This window comes from Ensifer sp. Root127 (assembly GCF_001425225.1).
In the GTDB taxonomy this organism is placed as follows: domain Bacteria; phylum Pseudomonadota; class Alphaproteobacteria; order Rhizobiales; family Rhizobiaceae; genus Ensifer; species Ensifer canadensis.
This window is the reverse complement of sequence record NZ_LMDX01000053.1, coordinates 110,782-125,966: the sequence shown is the minus strand read 5'-3', so window position 1 is coordinate 125,966 and position 15,185 is coordinate 110,782. Positions and strand designations below refer to the sequence as shown.

15 protein-coding genes and 1 pseudogene are annotated in these 15,185 nt (G+C 58.4%); 12 read left to right on the top strand and 4 right to left on the bottom strand.

The window, feature by feature from the left end; all coding sequences use genetic code 11:
- Positions 1-199: 199 nt before the first annotated feature.
- Complete coding sequence (locus ASD03_RS34515) at positions 200-1,459, top strand: DUF763 domain-containing protein (protein ID WP_057218547.1); 1,260 nt, start codon at positions 200-202, stop codon at positions 1,457-1,459.
- A gap of 61 nt (positions 1,460-1,520) precedes the next feature.
- Here ASD03_RS34515 and ASD03_RS34510 read toward each other — a convergent pair whose 3' ends face one another.
- Positions 1,521-1,973 (bottom strand): hypothetical protein, encoded by a 453-nt coding sequence (locus ASD03_RS34510; protein WP_057218545.1) that lies wholly within the window; start codon positions 1,971-1,973, stop codon positions 1,521-1,523.
- Between the two features lie 112 nt (positions 1,974-2,085).
- On the bottom strand, positions 2,086-3,420 hold the full coding sequence (locus tag ASD03_RS34505; protein ID WP_113567609.1) for a sorbosone dehydrogenase family protein: 1,335 nt from the start codon (positions 3,418-3,420) through the stop codon (positions 2,086-2,088).
- 74 nt (positions 3,421-3,494) lie between these two features.
- Between ASD03_RS34505 and coxB the strand changes: the two genes are divergently transcribed.
- The 6 genes from coxB to ASD03_RS34475 all read left to right on the top strand — a co-directional run bounded on the left by coxB (position 3,495) and on the right by ASD03_RS34475 (position 9,606).
- Complete coding sequence (gene coxB / locus ASD03_RS34500) at positions 3,495-4,631, top strand: cytochrome c oxidase subunit II (protein ID WP_348523287.1); 1,137 nt, start codon at positions 3,495-3,497, stop codon at positions 4,629-4,631.
- Positions 4,628-7,147, top strand: a complete 2,520-nt coding sequence (gene ctaD / locus ASD03_RS34495) for a cytochrome c oxidase subunit I (RefSeq protein ID WP_057218544.1) — start codon at positions 4,628-4,630, stop codon at positions 7,145-7,147. Before coxB ends, ctaD begins: the two co-directional genes overlap by 4 nt.
- A gap of 8 nt (positions 7,148-7,155) precedes the next feature.
- Entirely contained in the window at positions 7,156-7,533 is a 378-nt protein-coding gene (locus ASD03_RS34490) for a hypothetical protein (protein ID WP_057218542.1), read from the top strand.
- 23 nt (positions 7,534-7,556) lie between these two features.
- Positions 7,557-8,168 carry a cytochrome c oxidase assembly protein gene (locus ASD03_RS34485; RefSeq protein ID WP_162250557.1) on the top strand — a complete coding sequence of 204 codons (612 nt, stop codon included), beginning with the start codon at positions 7,557-7,559 and terminating at the stop codon, positions 8,166-8,168.
- 53 nt (positions 8,169-8,221) lie between these two features.
- Positions 8,222-9,208 (top strand): c-type cytochrome, encoded by a 987-nt coding sequence (locus tag ASD03_RS34480; protein WP_162771113.1) that lies wholly within the window; start codon positions 8,222-8,224, stop codon positions 9,206-9,208.
- Positions 9,209-9,330: 122 nt separating this feature from the next.
- The gene (locus ASD03_RS34475) at positions 9,331-9,606 is read left to right on the top strand and encodes a hypothetical protein (RefSeq protein WP_057218536.1); all 276 of its coding nucleotides are present in this window, start codon (positions 9,331-9,333) and stop codon (positions 9,604-9,606) included.
- Between the two features lie 237 nt (positions 9,607-9,843).
- Here the strand turns inward: ASD03_RS34475 and ASD03_RS34470 are convergent, their stop codons facing one another.
- Positions 9,844-10,059 (bottom strand): hypothetical protein, encoded by a 216-nt coding sequence (locus ASD03_RS34470; RefSeq protein WP_156408127.1) that lies wholly within the window; start codon positions 10,057-10,059, stop codon positions 9,844-9,846.
- Positions 10,060-10,356: 297 nt separating this feature from the next.
- Between ASD03_RS34470 and ASD03_RS34465 the strand changes: the two genes are divergently transcribed.
- The 5 genes and pseudogenes from ASD03_RS34465 to ASD03_RS37250 all read left to right on the top strand — a co-directional run bounded on the left by ASD03_RS34465 (position 10,357) and on the right by ASD03_RS37250 (position 14,662).
- Positions 10,357-10,785, top strand: coding sequence for a CBS domain-containing protein (locus tag ASD03_RS34465; protein WP_057218530.1), 429 nt, complete (start codon positions 10,357-10,359; stop codon positions 10,783-10,785).
- A gap of 37 nt (positions 10,786-10,822) precedes the next feature.
- Entirely contained in the window at positions 10,823-11,272 is a 450-nt protein-coding gene (locus ASD03_RS34460) for an HD domain-containing protein (protein WP_057218681.1), read from the top strand.
- A 609-nt stretch (positions 11,273-11,881) separates the two neighbouring features.
- Positions 11,882-13,236, top strand: a pseudogene (locus tag ASD03_RS34455) (sorbosone dehydrogenase family protein).
- A 103-nt stretch (positions 13,237-13,339) separates the two neighbouring features.
- Complete coding sequence (locus ASD03_RS34450; protein ID WP_057218528.1) at positions 13,340-13,708, top strand: PRC-barrel domain-containing protein; 369 nt, start codon at positions 13,340-13,342, stop codon at positions 13,706-13,708.
- A gap of 309 nt (positions 13,709-14,017) precedes the next feature.
- A complete protein-coding gene (locus ASD03_RS37250; protein ID WP_244494740.1) occupies positions 14,018-14,662 on the top strand; it encodes a BON domain-containing protein in 645 nt (214 codons plus the stop codon).
- 260 nt (positions 14,663-14,922) lie between these two features.
- On the opposite strand, the gene ASD03_RS40940 is transcribed toward ASD03_RS37250, so the two are convergent.
- Positions 14,923-15,159, bottom strand: coding sequence for a helix-turn-helix transcriptional regulator (locus ASD03_RS40940; protein WP_244494730.1), 237 nt, complete (start codon positions 15,157-15,159; stop codon positions 14,923-14,925).
- Positions 15,160-15,185: the final 26 nt, after the last annotated feature.

Here is a 15,185-nt window from a genome sequence, read left to right as displayed (position 1 = left end):
TCACAGGCTGTGCCAAGCGGACGCGATGGGGATGGAGAACATCAGGGTTTTTCCGCTTTCACCTTTTGGCCAACGAAACGGCAGTCGAGCTTCTTACCCGTCCAGCCTGCGACCGTCCGCCTCAAGCGCAAACTTCCCAATCCGGCACCGCAAATGCTAAAACGCGCCATCCGTCGTTGCGGATCAACAGGATAAGCTCATGGTAAAACGTTCCGGTAGTGCCGATCTTCCCCTCCACGGCGGGCGCGTGCCGAAGTGGCTCGGAGATCGCATGACGAAGCTCGGTGCCATCATTACCGAAGCTGTCATCCTGCACTACGGACGAGACGAATTCCTGCGTCGAATGGCCCACCCTTTCTGGTTTCAGTCCTTTGGCGCCGTGATGGGCATGGACTGGCACTCTTCCGGTATCACCACCAGCGTCATTGGCGCTCTGAAGCGCGGACTGACGCCGCTGTCCGCGGAACTTGGAATTCATGTTTGCGGCGGGCGTGGTGCGCAGTCACGTAAAACTCCCACGGAACTGCTTGCGATCGGTGATCGGGTCGGCTTCGACGCTCACCGTCTCGTAACCACCAGCCGCCTCGTCGCGAAGATCGACAGTGCCGCGGTTCAAGATGGATTTGATCTCTACCTGCACGGTTTCATCGTCACCGACGATGGACAATGGGTCGTCGTCCAGCAGGGTATGAACGGCGATCAACGACAGGCCAGGCGCTATCACTGGCTGTCGGAAAACCTGGAAAGCTTTCTCGATTCCCCGCATGCTGCCATTGAAGGAAACGCCCAAGGCATCATCGTCAACCTCGCCGACCGGCGCGCTGAGCGATCGCGAGAAGGACAGCTTGACCTGCTTGCAAATATGGGACCCGACAGCATCGTGCGCGAGGCCCTCGCCGTGCGGCGGGGAGGGCCCCTTGCCGAAAGTCTTCCAGATCAACTGTCGCTCCCGCATCTGATCATGCCGGCTCACCACGACGTGCGCGAAAAGGACGTCAATATGGGTCGTCTGCATGCAGCGCTCGCCTCTGCAGCCGAGCGGGGACCGAAGGATTTTCAGGAGCTGCTTTTGACGCCTGGCGTCGGCGCGCGAACCGTCGAAGCACTGGCCATGGTTGCTGAAGTCGTCCACGGCGCACCATGCCGCTTTTCCGACCCTGCACGCTTTTCGTTGGCTCACGGCGGCAAGGATCGTCATCCGTTCCCCGTTCCGTTGAAAGTGTATGATGAAACACTCAAGGTGATGAAGTCCGCCGTTTCAAGAGGCAAGCTCGGTAACACGGAAGAGCTCGACGCACTTCGGCGCCTTGACGAGCAGGCGCGTCGCCTTGAACATTACGTGACCGGCCCTGACCTGAAAGAAATCGTTGCCGGCGAATTCCGAAACTCCGCCTCACTTGGCGGACGCAGTGTCTTCGGCTGGGAGCCGCCGTCAGAGACCGAGCCATCAAGAGAATAGAGGCTGAAGCATTCAGACTGTCGCCATCGTCAAACAGACCGAGCTTCTCCCAGCGTGACACTCAGATCTGTACCGGCTTTATAGTCGCTATCGATATGTCGCCTTCCATCAGGCCGCGCACAAGCCCTGGCTTTGCATGCTCGACCTCAATGACCGTGTAGAGCTTTTCGTCACGGAACGCGCTTGCATCAAGCGTGCTGACGCCTTCGGCGGGTGCGGCATCGACCTCCATGTAGTCTAGTTCGCATCCCGAAGCGACGACACGCGCATCGCCCGACGAACGAGCGGCCACCAGCACCTCACCTTGATTGAGGGCATTCTGCCACCGCGGGTCCGTGGGTGCGGCCACCGGCACCAGCCGATAGACGTTCAACGTCTCGCCATCCCCGACAAAATCGGTCGATTGGCGCCGCGCATCGGCAAACTGTGCCTTGCTTTCCATTGATCTCCCAAACTCCGTATCGCTCTCGCCGGTGGACTTCACGTCGCCACCACGCTGCACATTGTTGGACATTTTTATCTCCTTCGGGGTTCGGCCGCGGTTGATCAGTAGGTAGGGGTCGGAATTCCCCTGTCAGGAAGAAACGGCGCGCTCGGCAACCGGTTCCGTATTATCGAAAGGTCTCTCATTTGGCGGGCGTCACCCGCCAGATCGCATTGCCGACGTCGTCGGCTACGAGAAGCGCACCCTGCCGGTCAACGGCAACGCCGACGGGACGACCGCGGGCCTTGTCGTCGCCTCCGATGAACCCGGTCAAAATATCCTTTGGCGGCCCGGACGGCTGACCGTTGGCAAAGGGAACGAAAATTACCTTGTAACCGCTGCGCGGTCGGCGGTTCCAAGAGCCATGTTGGCCCACAAAAGCCCCATTCCGATATTGCTCTCCAAAGAGCTCGCCGGTGTAAAACGTCAATCCGAGGGAAGCTGTATGAGGTCCGAGTGCATAGTCCGGCACGATTGCCTTTTCGACGAGATCGGGTCTTTGCGGTTTTACTCTGACGTCGACATGGGTGCCGAAATAGCTGTACGGCCAGCCGTAGAACCCGCCGTCCTTGACTGAGGTCATGTAATCAGGGACGAGATCACTTCCGATTTCGTCACGCTCATTGACGGCAACCCAAAGCGCGCCGGATTCGGGCTGCCATGAAAGCCCGTTGGGATTGCGCAGTCCGGATGCGAAAAGGCGGAGTTGTCGGCTCACCAGATCGACCTCCAGCACGGCTGCCCTGTTGGTTTCCGCCTCGATGCCGTTTTCACCGACATTGCTGTTGGAGCCGACGGTTGCGTAAAGCTTGGTGCCTTCCCGATTGGCAATGACGTCCTTGGTCCAATGGTGATTGATCGGACCGGCAGGCAGATCGACGATTTTTTTGCCCTTTGCCGTGATCGTCGTGTCGCCATCCTTGTAGTCGAACGCCATGATGGCATCGGTGTTGGCGACATAGAGGATCCCGTTCGACAGGGTCATGCCGAATGGCGAGTTGAGGTTTTCGAGGAAGACTGACCGGGTTTCTGCAACGCCATCGCCATCCGCATCGCGCAACAGCGTGATCCTGTTAGCGCTCGGAACCTCTGCCCCGGCTCGCCCCATGAACAGTCCCATGGCAAAGCCGCGCAAGCTGAAACCTGTGTCTTCCTTTTCTGGCTTGTTCGTTTCCGCGACAAGAACGTCGCCATTTGGCAGGACGTGAAGCCAACGCGGATGATCGAGTTCCTCGGCGAAAGCGCCGACAACGAGCCCATCGGCAGCCGTCGGCTTTTCGCCTGGGGCCCAGTGGGACGCCTCCGCCACATTGACCGTGGGGATAAGGGTGGGATTGGGTGCAGGCAGTAGCGGGGCTGTTCCGTAACCCTGTTCAGCCGTTAGTTTCGCCTGTTCTTGAGATAAGAAAACAAGCGCTGCACCGACAATCAGAAGGACGGCGAACAATGCCGCCATCGATATCAGAACGCGTTGCATGCTGACACTCCTCGGAAGACTGTGACAGCCGTCTAACTCGCCAATCCGTCGTTCGTTTCATCGCTTGTCTCCAAATGCGCCGAAACGTGATTTCGGAAGGAACTTCCCGCCAAGGTCGCAGTTTCCATCTCATCAGGGAAGGGGAGGGCCATTTGACCTGTCGATGCAGCCGCTGGGCGATGCGTAGTCTTGTTCGCAAAAAGACGAGTAGTTTCATCCACCGTCACATTGTCATTGGCGTTCGCGGTTCCGTCGCAATGCTGCTTTCCATGCCGCTCCCAAGCTGCGGCGATCGGCAATCCACCTTCGCAGCGGCTGGCCGCGAGGCTTCGGCAATCGAGAGCCTGATCACGGTAACGGTGGTCGGTGCAGCCTTCGTCTGGCTCGTCGTCATATCCCTCCTGATCTACGCCGGCCGTGCGCGCCGGGGCCAGTTGAGCCAAGAGCAGGCCCAAAGGTTTATCACCTGGGGCGGCGTGGTAGCGCCGACGGCGGTTCTCTTTGCGCTTCTGTCCTATGCGGTGTGGAGCATGCCGGCGACGAGACCATGGTTCGATCGGCAGCAGGCGGACCTGGCGATCGAGGTCACGGGCGAACAGTTCTGGTGGCGCATTCGATACCTCGACAAGTCAGGGGGGATTGCTTTCGAAACCGCAAACGAACTCACACTGCCCGTCGATCGACGGATCCGGATTTCGCTCAAGGCGCACGATGTCATCCATTCGTTCTGGATCCCCGCGCTTGCGGGCAAGATGGACATGTTGCCCGGGCGAACCAACACCCTCTGGCTGGAGCCGACCCGCATCGGTTCGTATCGCGGGCCATGCGCGGAGTTTTGCGGCACGTCGCATGCCCTCATGAACCTTACCGCAGACGTTCTGTCCGCAGAAGATTTTCAGACATGGCAACAAAGCCGCGCGAAAAGGCGATCAACAAGTAACCACGCCGCAAACGCTTTTCTCGTTCATGGCTGCTCGGCCTGTCACGCGCTTGATGGGACACAGGCACAAGGCTTGACAGGACCGAACCTGACAGGGTTCGGGCAGCGCAAGCATGTGGGAGCAGGGGCGCTGGCCAACACGCCGGAAAACCTCGCCCGTTTCATTCGTGATCCTTCCTCCGTCAAGCCCGGCGCCCAAATGCCGGCATTCCCTATGATCCCGCAGGACGAATTGAACGAAATCATCGACTACCTCGCAGGTGAAACATGACCACCACCGAGGACCGGCTCGGCGAACAGGCGTCGAAGAGCGAGGAAGAGCGGCAGCTTCGAGCTGTCTGGGCCAATCCGTCGGGATGGCGCTATTGGACTTCGGTCAACAATACCCAAATCGGCCTTTGGTATGCGGCCACTGCCTTCATCTTCATGTTGTTTGCCGGCGTCCTCGCGTTGCTCGTGCGCGCGCAGCTCGCCATACCCGAAAACGATTTCCTGTCGGCGGATTTCTTCAATCAGGCGTTCACCCTGCACGGAACCGTCATGATGTTTCTGTTTGCCGTGCCGATCTTCGAGGCTGTGGCGATCTTCCTTTTGCCGCCGATGCTCGGCGCGCGCGAACTACCCTTTCCGCGGCTTTCGGCGTTTGGTTTTTGGAGTTTCCTGCTCGGCGGGTTGTTTGTATGCGGATCGATCTTCTTTGACGCAGCACCCAATACGGGCTGGTTCATGTATCCACCGCTGGCCACGGACAAACAGTATTCGGGTATTGGCGCTGACATCTGGCTGCTCGGGCTATCCTTTATCGAAGTGGCCTCGATTGCCGCAGCAGTAGAGTTGATCGTCGGCATCATGAAATGCCGCGCTCCGGGCATGCGCATCAACATGATGCCGCTCTTTGCCTGGTATCTGCTGATTGTCGCCGGTATGATCCTTTTTGCCTTCCCGCCTCTTATCGCCGGCGACATCCTGTTCGAAATGGAGCGGATGTTCGACTGGCCATTTTTCGATGCCGAGCGTGGCGGTGATCCGCTGCTGTGGCAGCATCTTTTCTGGATCTTCGGTCACCCTGAGGTCTACATCATCTTCCTGCCGGCGATCGCCCTGATGGCGATGATCGTTCCAACCTTCGCCCAACGACCGATCGTCGGCTACTCCTGGATCGTGCTGGCGGCGGTCGGAACCGGTTTCTTAAGCTTCGGCCTTTGGGTCCACCACATGTTCACCACGGGCCTGCCGCAAATCTCCCTTGCCTTTTTCTCCGCGGCCTCCGAGGCCGTCGCGATTCCGACCGGCGTCCAGATATTCGTATTCATAGCAACGATGCTGGCAGGGCGCGTGATCCCTTCCGTACCGATGCTCTTTGGCGGCGGCGGTCTCGTGATCTTTGTCATCGGTGGCCTGACAGGCGTCATGGTTGCGCTCGTACCGATCGACTGGCAGGCGCACGACACCTACTTCGTCGTCGCGCATCTGCACTACGTTCTGATCGGCGGCATGCTCTTTCCCGTCGTTGCCGGCATCTATTACTACTATCCGCTCATCAATGCCCGGAAGCTCTCTGACCGGTTGGGCAAGATTGCTTTCTGGCTGATGTTTTCAGGCTTCAACCTCGCCTTCTTTCCGATGCACCTCGCCGGATTGCGCGGCATGCCCCGGCGTGTCTTTACCTATCCAAGCGATGTCGGTTGGCATTGGTTCAATCTGATCTCGACGGTGGGCGCCTTCATCTTCGCCTCGGGCATCCTCATTGTTGTCGTCGATGTCTTGAGGCCAAAGCATCGCCAGCCCAGGGGCGAGGCTAATCCCTGGAATGCCGGAACCCTCGAGTGGATATCCGAACCAGAGGAAAACTGGGGTGTGCGCTCGATCCCGATCATAAGCAGTCGCTACCCGCTTTGGGACCAGCCGGGAATTCGCGAAGATATAGACAACGCGCGCTTTTATCTGCCCGATGCAGCAGAGGGCTTTCGCGAGACGCTCGTCACCTCTGTGCTCGATGCCGAACCGATCCAATGTCTGCGCGTCGGCGGTACATCCTATCTGACCATCCTCAGTGCGGCCGCGCTAGGCGGGGTGTTTGTGGCCGTTACGTTTCACTGGTGGCTCCTGGCCACGTTGTTTGCCGCCGCCTTCCTTGTTTTCGTGGTCAGCTGGTTGTGGACCGGCACGGCGACCGTGCCCGAGAAAGCGGGAAAAGATGTCGGCCTTGGCCTTTCCTTGCCACTCTACGTCTCTGGACCCGCATCGGTTGGCTGGTGGGCGATGTTCATCACCATGGTTGGTGACGGAACGGCGTTCGGTAGCCTGGTTTTCGGCTACTTCTTCTATTGGACCATCCATCGCGACTTCACGGCCGGCCTTTCCGGGCCTGGTATCGGATGGCCAATGGCGTCCCTCTGCCTGTTTCTCGTAGCTTGGTTTGCAATGGTTACGGCGCGGTCGGTGAACCGCAGGGGTCAGAGACTTGCGATGCGTCTGCTTGTCTTGTGTGCACTTGCTCTGACGCTTCTCGGCAGTGTCGCTACATTGGCCGGGCCGTGGCTCTCGCAGATGGATCCGACGCAGCATGTCTATCCGGCCATCGTCTGGGTTTTGGTGCTTTGGCTGGTTTGTCATGCCGGCGTAGGCGTGGTGATGCAGGTCTATTGCCTGGCGCGAAGCTTTTTCGGTCACCTGACCGCTGCTCATGACATCGATCTCGTCAATGTGGTTCTATATTGGCACTTTCTGACGATCACCGCGTTTACCACCCTGGGTGTCATCGGTTTGTTCCCGGCAATGATGTGAGAGGAACTATGCGGCTATTACCGCGAGAGATCGAGACTTTTTGGACGCTGTTTACGGCGCCGATTGTCTGGGCGCTGCATTTCCTCGTCTGTTATCTGACGGCGGCGATCTTCTGCGCCAAGGGAGGAAGCGCGCAACAATATGTCGGCCTTCAGTTGATGCTTGGCGCCCTAACTTTGCTGGCACTCGTATCGATCGCGATTTCTGCCTATCTCGCTTGGAGACAGTGGGGATTTGGCACGGCGGACCCACCGCATGATGAATCGACGGATCGGGCGCGCAGACTCTTCCAGGGCTTTGCAACCCTGCTTCTATCGGCCCTGAGTTTCGTCGCCGTCCTGTTCGTGGCGACCCCGATCATGCTGATCAACGGGTGCTTTTCATGAGATGGGCCAGTCTCATCGCTGCTATGATTTTGCTGGTGGCGGCGGGATGCACATCTCTGTTTGTTTTCGACCCACGGGCATTTTCCGGACATATGGGGACGCACATGGCGCTCGTTGCTGTGGTCGCCCCGCTCGCTGCTTTCGCTGTCTCGGGAACACGATGGGACCCGAGCAGCCACTGGCATCCTGGCGCCGGCCTTCTGTTGTCCTTCGTCGAGCTCGTCGTCGTTTGGGTTTGGCATGTCCCGGCGATGCGGGATCTGGCGGAAGCCTCGATTGGCATGCGTTTGGCTGAGCTTGCAATTTTTCTGGTCGCGGGCGGCCTTCTCTGGATTGCGTGTCTTGGAGCCGGCAGGAAAGCAGATGCGGGGCTTAGCGGCGCTGTCGCACTCCTTCTCACCTCGATGCATATGACGCTTCTCGCAGTGCTGCTGACGATGGCTCCGCGCCCTCTTTATGGCGTGGCTGATGTGACCTGCTTTGGCGTGACCATGACTGCGAGCCAAGATCAGCAGCTTGGCGGCATCGTCATGCTGTTTGTTGGGGCAGTTGCCTACCTTGCAGGTGGCGTTGGCCTGGCCGCGAGACTCTTGCGTGCGTCATTTGCGAAACCGACCGAAGGGCAGGCACCATGAACCGCTGTCTGAAATGTTTGGCTGCCGCCGCCGCCCTGGCGCCCGTTGCCGGCTTGCTGATCGCCTGGCTCGGCATCATTCATGTTGGTGCAACCGGCGGCCATTGGGCAGTCACTGAGTGGTTCCTGCACTGGACAATGCGTTCGTCCGTGAGAACTGCGGCGCTCGGCATCAAAAAGCCTTCCGGTTTCGAAAGTGCCAAACACCTCAAGGTCACGGCAGTGCATTTCCAGATGAGCTGTGCCGAATGCCATGGATCTCCGGATCGCCGCCGCTCCCCGGAAATGCTCGCGATGCTGCCGCCACCGCCCGACCTCAGGGACACTGTTGGCAACTGGAAGGACGAGGAACTGTTCGTCATCGTGCGCGACGGTCTGCGCTATACCGGGATGCCCGCCTGGCCCGGCGCTGGGCGCGACGACGAGGTCTGGGCAATGGTTGCGTTTCTAAAGGAGCTTCAGACGATGAGCCCGGCCCGCTACAAAGAGCTTTCCGGTGCGAAGGATACCGAAAGCGGCGATACGCTATCCGGCTGCCTGGCGTGCCATGAGCAAGGTATCGAAGGCAATGACCCGATAGCTCCAGTCATTGCAGGGCAATCAAACGCCTATCTTGCTGAAGCCCTTCGGGCCTACCGCAAAGGGAGCCGTGAAAGTGGGTTCATGGAGGTCGTCGTCTCGCGGTTGAAGGATGCGGACATCGATGCCACGGCCGGCCACTTTGCCCGCAAGGATGGGTTGCTGTCAGCGACGCCGAGAGCTCGCTCCGGCGACGAGCGCACATTGTCTCTGGTGCAAACCGGCGATCCCGTGAAAAAGATCGCTGCCTGCCAAGCCTGCCATGACGGCCGAAATCCTCTTTATCCTTTGCTTAGCGGCCAGTCCCGCACCTTCCTAATAGAGCAAATTCTCCTGTTCAAACAGGATCTACGCGGTGACAGTCCAACGGCTCGATTGATGAGCCGTGCGGTGCGCCATCTAACGGTTGAGGATGTGGCCCGGCTTGCCGATTACTATGCGTCGCAGCCGTTGGCGCGTTGACGATCGCATCAACGGCGAAACCGCCCCAAGGTGGCGGTTTTGAAGAAACTTCACAACGCCCAGAGGGAACAATCCTAAATAATTAGGGTTTGCTCATATGAAGAGATGAGAGGAGTTTCGCAATGGTCCTGATCGCGCCCGATGGTGGCAGACCTCAGGAACGCAGCGCAGACGCAGCCGCGCTCCTGGCTTCTATACGCTGTGCCGTGAGTTCCGAGACAACATTCGAAACGGGCGGCCTTTGTTTTCGTTTGCTCGGCGATGTGGTGATTATTGAAGGCGTGCTGCGGGAACGAGACGCTTCAGACACCATTCGACGGATAGCCGAGGAGATTGCCGGGGCCGAGCGCGTGATCGTCCGCATTGGTTGCCCGCTGGATCTACCGGAAGCCAAGTGATGCCATCGTGCCACAGAATGCCAGCGATTTTCACTCTGGACATGGATCGACGGCCCACTTTTTTCATTTCGCGCCAATGGCTTGGGATTGTTCAACACAATCTACTCAAGAAGCTTGGGTGTAAGCGTCTCGCGGGAGAGTTGGTTCCACGGCCAGCACGGAACAGAGGAACGGCCACGGTTCGATCATCTCGATGGGCGCAAAGCCGCATCAATCGTCGATGGCATTTGGGATCTATCATTCCTTGGCAATCATCATCAAAGCCGTCGCCAGGGCACCGAGGCCAAAGGATGCGCCGAAAGCGTAGACCTGGAGCCCGAATGCAAGCGGATCAAAACCCTCGCCGTGCCCGAGGGCGCCCGGAGCGACTATTGCGATCGAAGCGGCGGTTGCTGCCCCAAGCAGAAACCCCACGCCCACATTCAAAATAACGAACCTGATCAGCGTCGGCATGATGAACCTCATGAACCTCGCGATCCATCCCAAACCTTAAAATCGACTATCGGTTCCGATCGCCCAGGAGAAATCGATCACGAACGTCGCAACGAATGAGCGGAACAAAGGAGAGGGCCGACCGTTAGCAAACAACATCACAGCGGAAGGAATCCCAATAGAAATCGAAGCGGAAAACGATTCCGCCGCCCGAGCTTCCCTGAGCATGATTGATCAGCTTCGGCGCGTTTGCCGCCCGGCGGCTCGACTGCCATGGGAGGGAACTGCGGTTTTCCAGCAAAGATAGGAGCTAAGAGCATGCAAATTGCCCAGATCATGACCAAGAACGTGCATATCGTCAGCCCGGATGATACCGTGGCTGCAGTCGCCCGCCATATGGCTGACAACGACATTGGATTTCTTCCTGTCGAACAAGATGACCGCCTCGTCGGCACGATCACCGACAGGGACATCGTCGTGCGGTGCGTGGCCGACGGCCGCGACGGGGATACGACAGTGGCTGAGGTGATGTCGGCGGACGTCAAATACTGCTTTGAAGATGAAGAAATCGGCGACGTTGCCCGTAACATGGGCGACATTCAGGTTCGACGACTTCCAGTGCTCAATCGCGACAAAAGGCTGGTGGGCGTCGTGTCACTTGCAGACGCCGCTCGCAGCGATCCTTCGCTCGCGGGTGCAGGATTGCGGGGCGTGACGGCACCTGGTGGCGCCCATAACCAGGAATAGGCCCATGCCTGAGAAGCCGGGCAACGAAAACGAACCGATGGACAGCGGTGTCTTGAGCTCGCACGATGCATTGCTTCTCGCCAGCGAAGTAGCTGCTGAGGCCCATCAGGGGCAATTGGACAAAACGGGGCAACCGTATTTCAGCCACTGTCAGCGTGTTGCGAACGCCGTGGACGGGATGGATGCCAAGGTCGTGGCCTATTTACACGACGTCCTGGAGAAGGGACCGGGCTGGTCGGCTCAGCGATTGCTGAAAAAAGGATTTGATCCCGTGATCGTTGGCGCTGTCGTGGCGCTGACAAAAGAACTGGCCGAGCCGGAACCAGCCTTTGTAAGGCGGGCGGCGTCAAACCCACTTGCCCTCCCGGTCAAGCATGCAGATCTCTTGGACAATTTGGAACAGGCGATGGCGAGCGGGGTGGAAACGCATAAATACCTCGATGGACTGCGGATCCTTGAAGCCGAATTCGGTTACCACTCGGATTGACTCCGTGCGCAGCAATGAGCGCGTTGACGTTTAATGCAGGGGATTCCCATCGCAGGTACAAGCCCATGCGGGACTTAGCCGCCCGCTCTGATCGGGCCGACAGGGTATCGGCAGATGGCGGTCGCTTCCTGGTAGCTCAATCCGAACCCCGCCACCTGTTCAGAATTAGCTTAGTGATGGCGTCCAGTGCGAGAGGCGGTTGCCTGTTGATCACACACGATTTCAGATTGGTGCTCGCACTCTGCAAAACTATGTAGTAAATCCACAAGTAGGAACGAGGCGTCGCCGCTCCATTTGCGCAGAGCTCAACAGGCTCCCCGTTCATTCCGGCAATCCGGCCATCCGATAACCTTCAGCCAAGCGCTGGACCGTCTCCATGTCGCGGGCGGGTTGTGCAGTAGACCAGTGAGCAATCGTGAAGTTCGGTGTCGTCGCGATGAAAAGAGCGGCCTCCCGCATTGCCTCGTCTCTGCGGCCGAGCACATACTTGGACGGCTGCGTGTTCGTCCGATCATCGAGCCTGCCGTCAGCTGGGCGATAGGGAATAATTCGGAACGCCCTTGTGTCGTAGTATATCCAGTTGGCAACGTTTTGCTGAGGACCACGATCATGAATTCTCGCAGAGTTCCGCTCGTTCTTGGTATTCCAGGGGTCATTTTGCTCGGAGCGATCACTGCGGGTTGCCTGGCCGCCACCGCGCAAAGAACCGCAACGGTGCCGACAAACGGTGGCTACGGCCCTCATCCGACGCTTCCGAAACCGAAACCCACACTGATCCCGACGATCAACATCGCCCAAGCAAAAGGGTGGAACGGCGGCGCGAGGCCAAAGCCGGCGAAGGGCCTGAAGGTCAACGCCTTTGCGAAGGGCCTCGATCATCCGCGCTGGATTCATGTCCTGCCAAACGGCGACGTGCTTGTGGCCGAGACAAACGCGCCCGCCAAGAAGGACAGCGGATTCAGCCTGCGCAAGGTCTTCATGGCGCAGGCCATGAAGCGGGCGGGCGCGGCGACGGAGAGCGCCAACCGCATTACGCTTTTGCGGGACACGGATGGCGATGGTGCTGCCGATCTGCGCAGACCCTTCATCGAGGGGCTCAATTCGCCGTTCGGTATGGCGCTCGTCAACGGAAAGCTTTACGTTGCCAATACCGACGCCGTCGTCGCCTATTCTTATTCCTCCGGTCAAACCCGGATAACGGCGGCGCCGCAAAAGGTCGTCGACCTGCCGGCCGGAGACATCAATCACCACTGGACCAAGGATCTGATCGCCGGGCGCGACGGTGGGAAGCTCTACGTTACCGTCGGATCTAACAGCAATGTCGGCGAGAATGGCATTGCGGCGGAGAAAAACCGTGCCGCGGTGCTGGAAGTAGATCCCGCCCGCCACAAAACACGGATTTTCGCTTCGGGCTTACGAACCCCAATGGACTTGCCTGGAATCCGCACAGCGGCAGGCTCTGGGTGGTCGTCAACGAGCGCGACGAGATCGGTGACGACCTCGTACCGGATTACATGACTTCGTTGCGTCAGGGCGGCTTCTATGGCTGGCCCTTCAGTTACTTCGGCCAGAACATTGACATCCGCGCAAAGCCGCCGCGCCCGGATCTCGTCGCCAAAGCAATCAAGCCCGACTATGCGCTCGGCTCCCACACCGCTTCCCTGGGATTAACCTTCGACAAGGAATCATCTCTTCCTTCCCCGTACCGCGGCGGCGCCTTCGTTGGCCAGCACGGTTCATGGAACCGAAGCGTGCACAGCGGCTACAAAGTGATCTTCGTGCAGTTTCGCAACGGCCAACCAGCCGGCCGGCCGAAGGACATTCTCACGGGCTTCATCGGCTCCGGCGATACGGCGATGGGCCGCCCGGTCGGGGTGACTTTCGACAAGACGGGGGCCTTGCTCGTCGCCGACGACGTGGGCAACGTCATCTGGCGGGTAACATCCGCCCCACGCGGGGAATGAGACACCGTCCTGGCGCGGATTTCTCTCGTGAGTGTCTTCCTTCCGAAAGGCAGGGAACAACTTTCAAAAAACAGCAGTTCTCCAGTCCAAGGAGGAATAAAAAATGGGTACCCTTGATATGCGTCTATCTCATGACCTCATTGCCAGCGACAAGGTAGTGGGGATGTACGTCTACGACAGGACCGGCAATCACATGGGATCTATCGAGAAGATCATTCTCGAAAAGCGTGGTGGACGCGTTGCCTATGCTGTGCTGAGCTTCGGCGGTCTTTTGGGAATCGGAGATGACCACTATCCTCTTCCCTGGGACGTACTCGACTATAATCCAGGCCTCGGCGGTTTCCAGGTAAGCATCACAAAGGATCAACTCGAGGGAGCTCCAAGATATCCGCGAGACCAGGATTTTGATTGGAGTGCCGAGAGAGGCCGACAGGTTTACGACTACTATGGGATTGCGCCCTATTGGGTGTAATTCAAAAAAGTCTAAAGGTTTGCGATAGATCGAACCAACCTAACTGCTATGACCCATAACAGTCGAAGAGAAAAAACCGACATGGATTGGGTCGCAGGTCACGTTGGCGAAACTGCAAAGACCAAGGCTCGCCAAATCACGCATGGATCGAGACATTCTCGGCTCCCGGCGGACCTTCTTCGCTCGGGTTCATTCTCAATAACTCGTACGACGCGATTATCGAGACCATCTGTGTCGTTGAGGCGATTTGTTTCCATTGGCATGGAACAGGAACGCGCGAGCGTTGTTCTGCGGCAACAAGGAGGAATCATCACCATGGCAGAAGATCGATATGAACGTGAGGAACGGTATGGCCGTGACCACGAGGCTGAACGCGACGGTTACCGCAGACCGGAAAAGCGCAGCCATCAACGCCCGTTATCGGGTCAAGGACGACCCCGCCCGGAGACCGATTTCGAGCGCGGCAGTCCCGAGGCTTGGAGCACCGACGATCTAGGCTACACCGAGCGCGCAGATCGGGCTGGCTACGGCCAGCGTCGACGCTACTCCGCCAATGAGGATAGCTACGCGCGAAGCGGTCGCGGTTACGACGAAGAACGTGGATTTCTCGAAAAGGCCGGAGACGAGGTTGCGTCCTGGCTCGGCGACGAGAATGCGGAATATCGCCGTCGGATGGACCAGTTTCGCGGCAAAGGCCCACGCGGATACAAGCGTTCCGACGAACGCATCAGAGACGATGTCAACGATCGGTTGACGGATGACGGGTGGCTGGATGCTTCCGATATCGAGGTTGTGGTTTCGAGCGGCGAGGTGACGCTCACCGGGCTGGTTTCGTCACGCCAGGATAAGCGGCGTGCGGAAGACTGCGCCGACGCCGTCACTGGCGTCTCGCATGTCCAAAACAATTTGCGGGTCCGCACCACGGATACGACTACTGGTATTGGCGAGCTTTAACGACAACGGCAGGCAAACGGACCTAAACAGATGTCGTCTCATCAGTTGGCGATGAGACGATCTTTAGAATTGTCGGATGCGGATTTTGTTCCCGCTTTCGCGGTGCGCCCCGTGACGAACAGCTGTCGATTGATACTCCAAGCGTAACGCCATGATGAGCTCGTCGATTTCCGCGTCGTGGCCCAATAGGCCGTTTGAAATACGCGTAGAAGCGGATCGCAATACCGGGAACGCGGACGGCGAACAACGATCGAGCGCGGTCAGATTTTTATCAATTCGAGGTAACTTGCCTTGGCGACGGCGTGATGGTTGGTAGAGGCTCCGAGCTTGAGCTTTGCCGAACGCAGATACAACTTCACCGCATTTTCCGAAATGCCCAGGTTCGCTGCTATCTGCTTGGAAATCCGACCTGTTCCCAGCAGCTGCAGGCACTGGCATTCGCGTTTAGAGAGGCTCCGATAACGACCGACTTCTCGAAGTGCAGCGGTAGAAAGCATCGTCTCATGAAGGGAGTGAGAAAGGA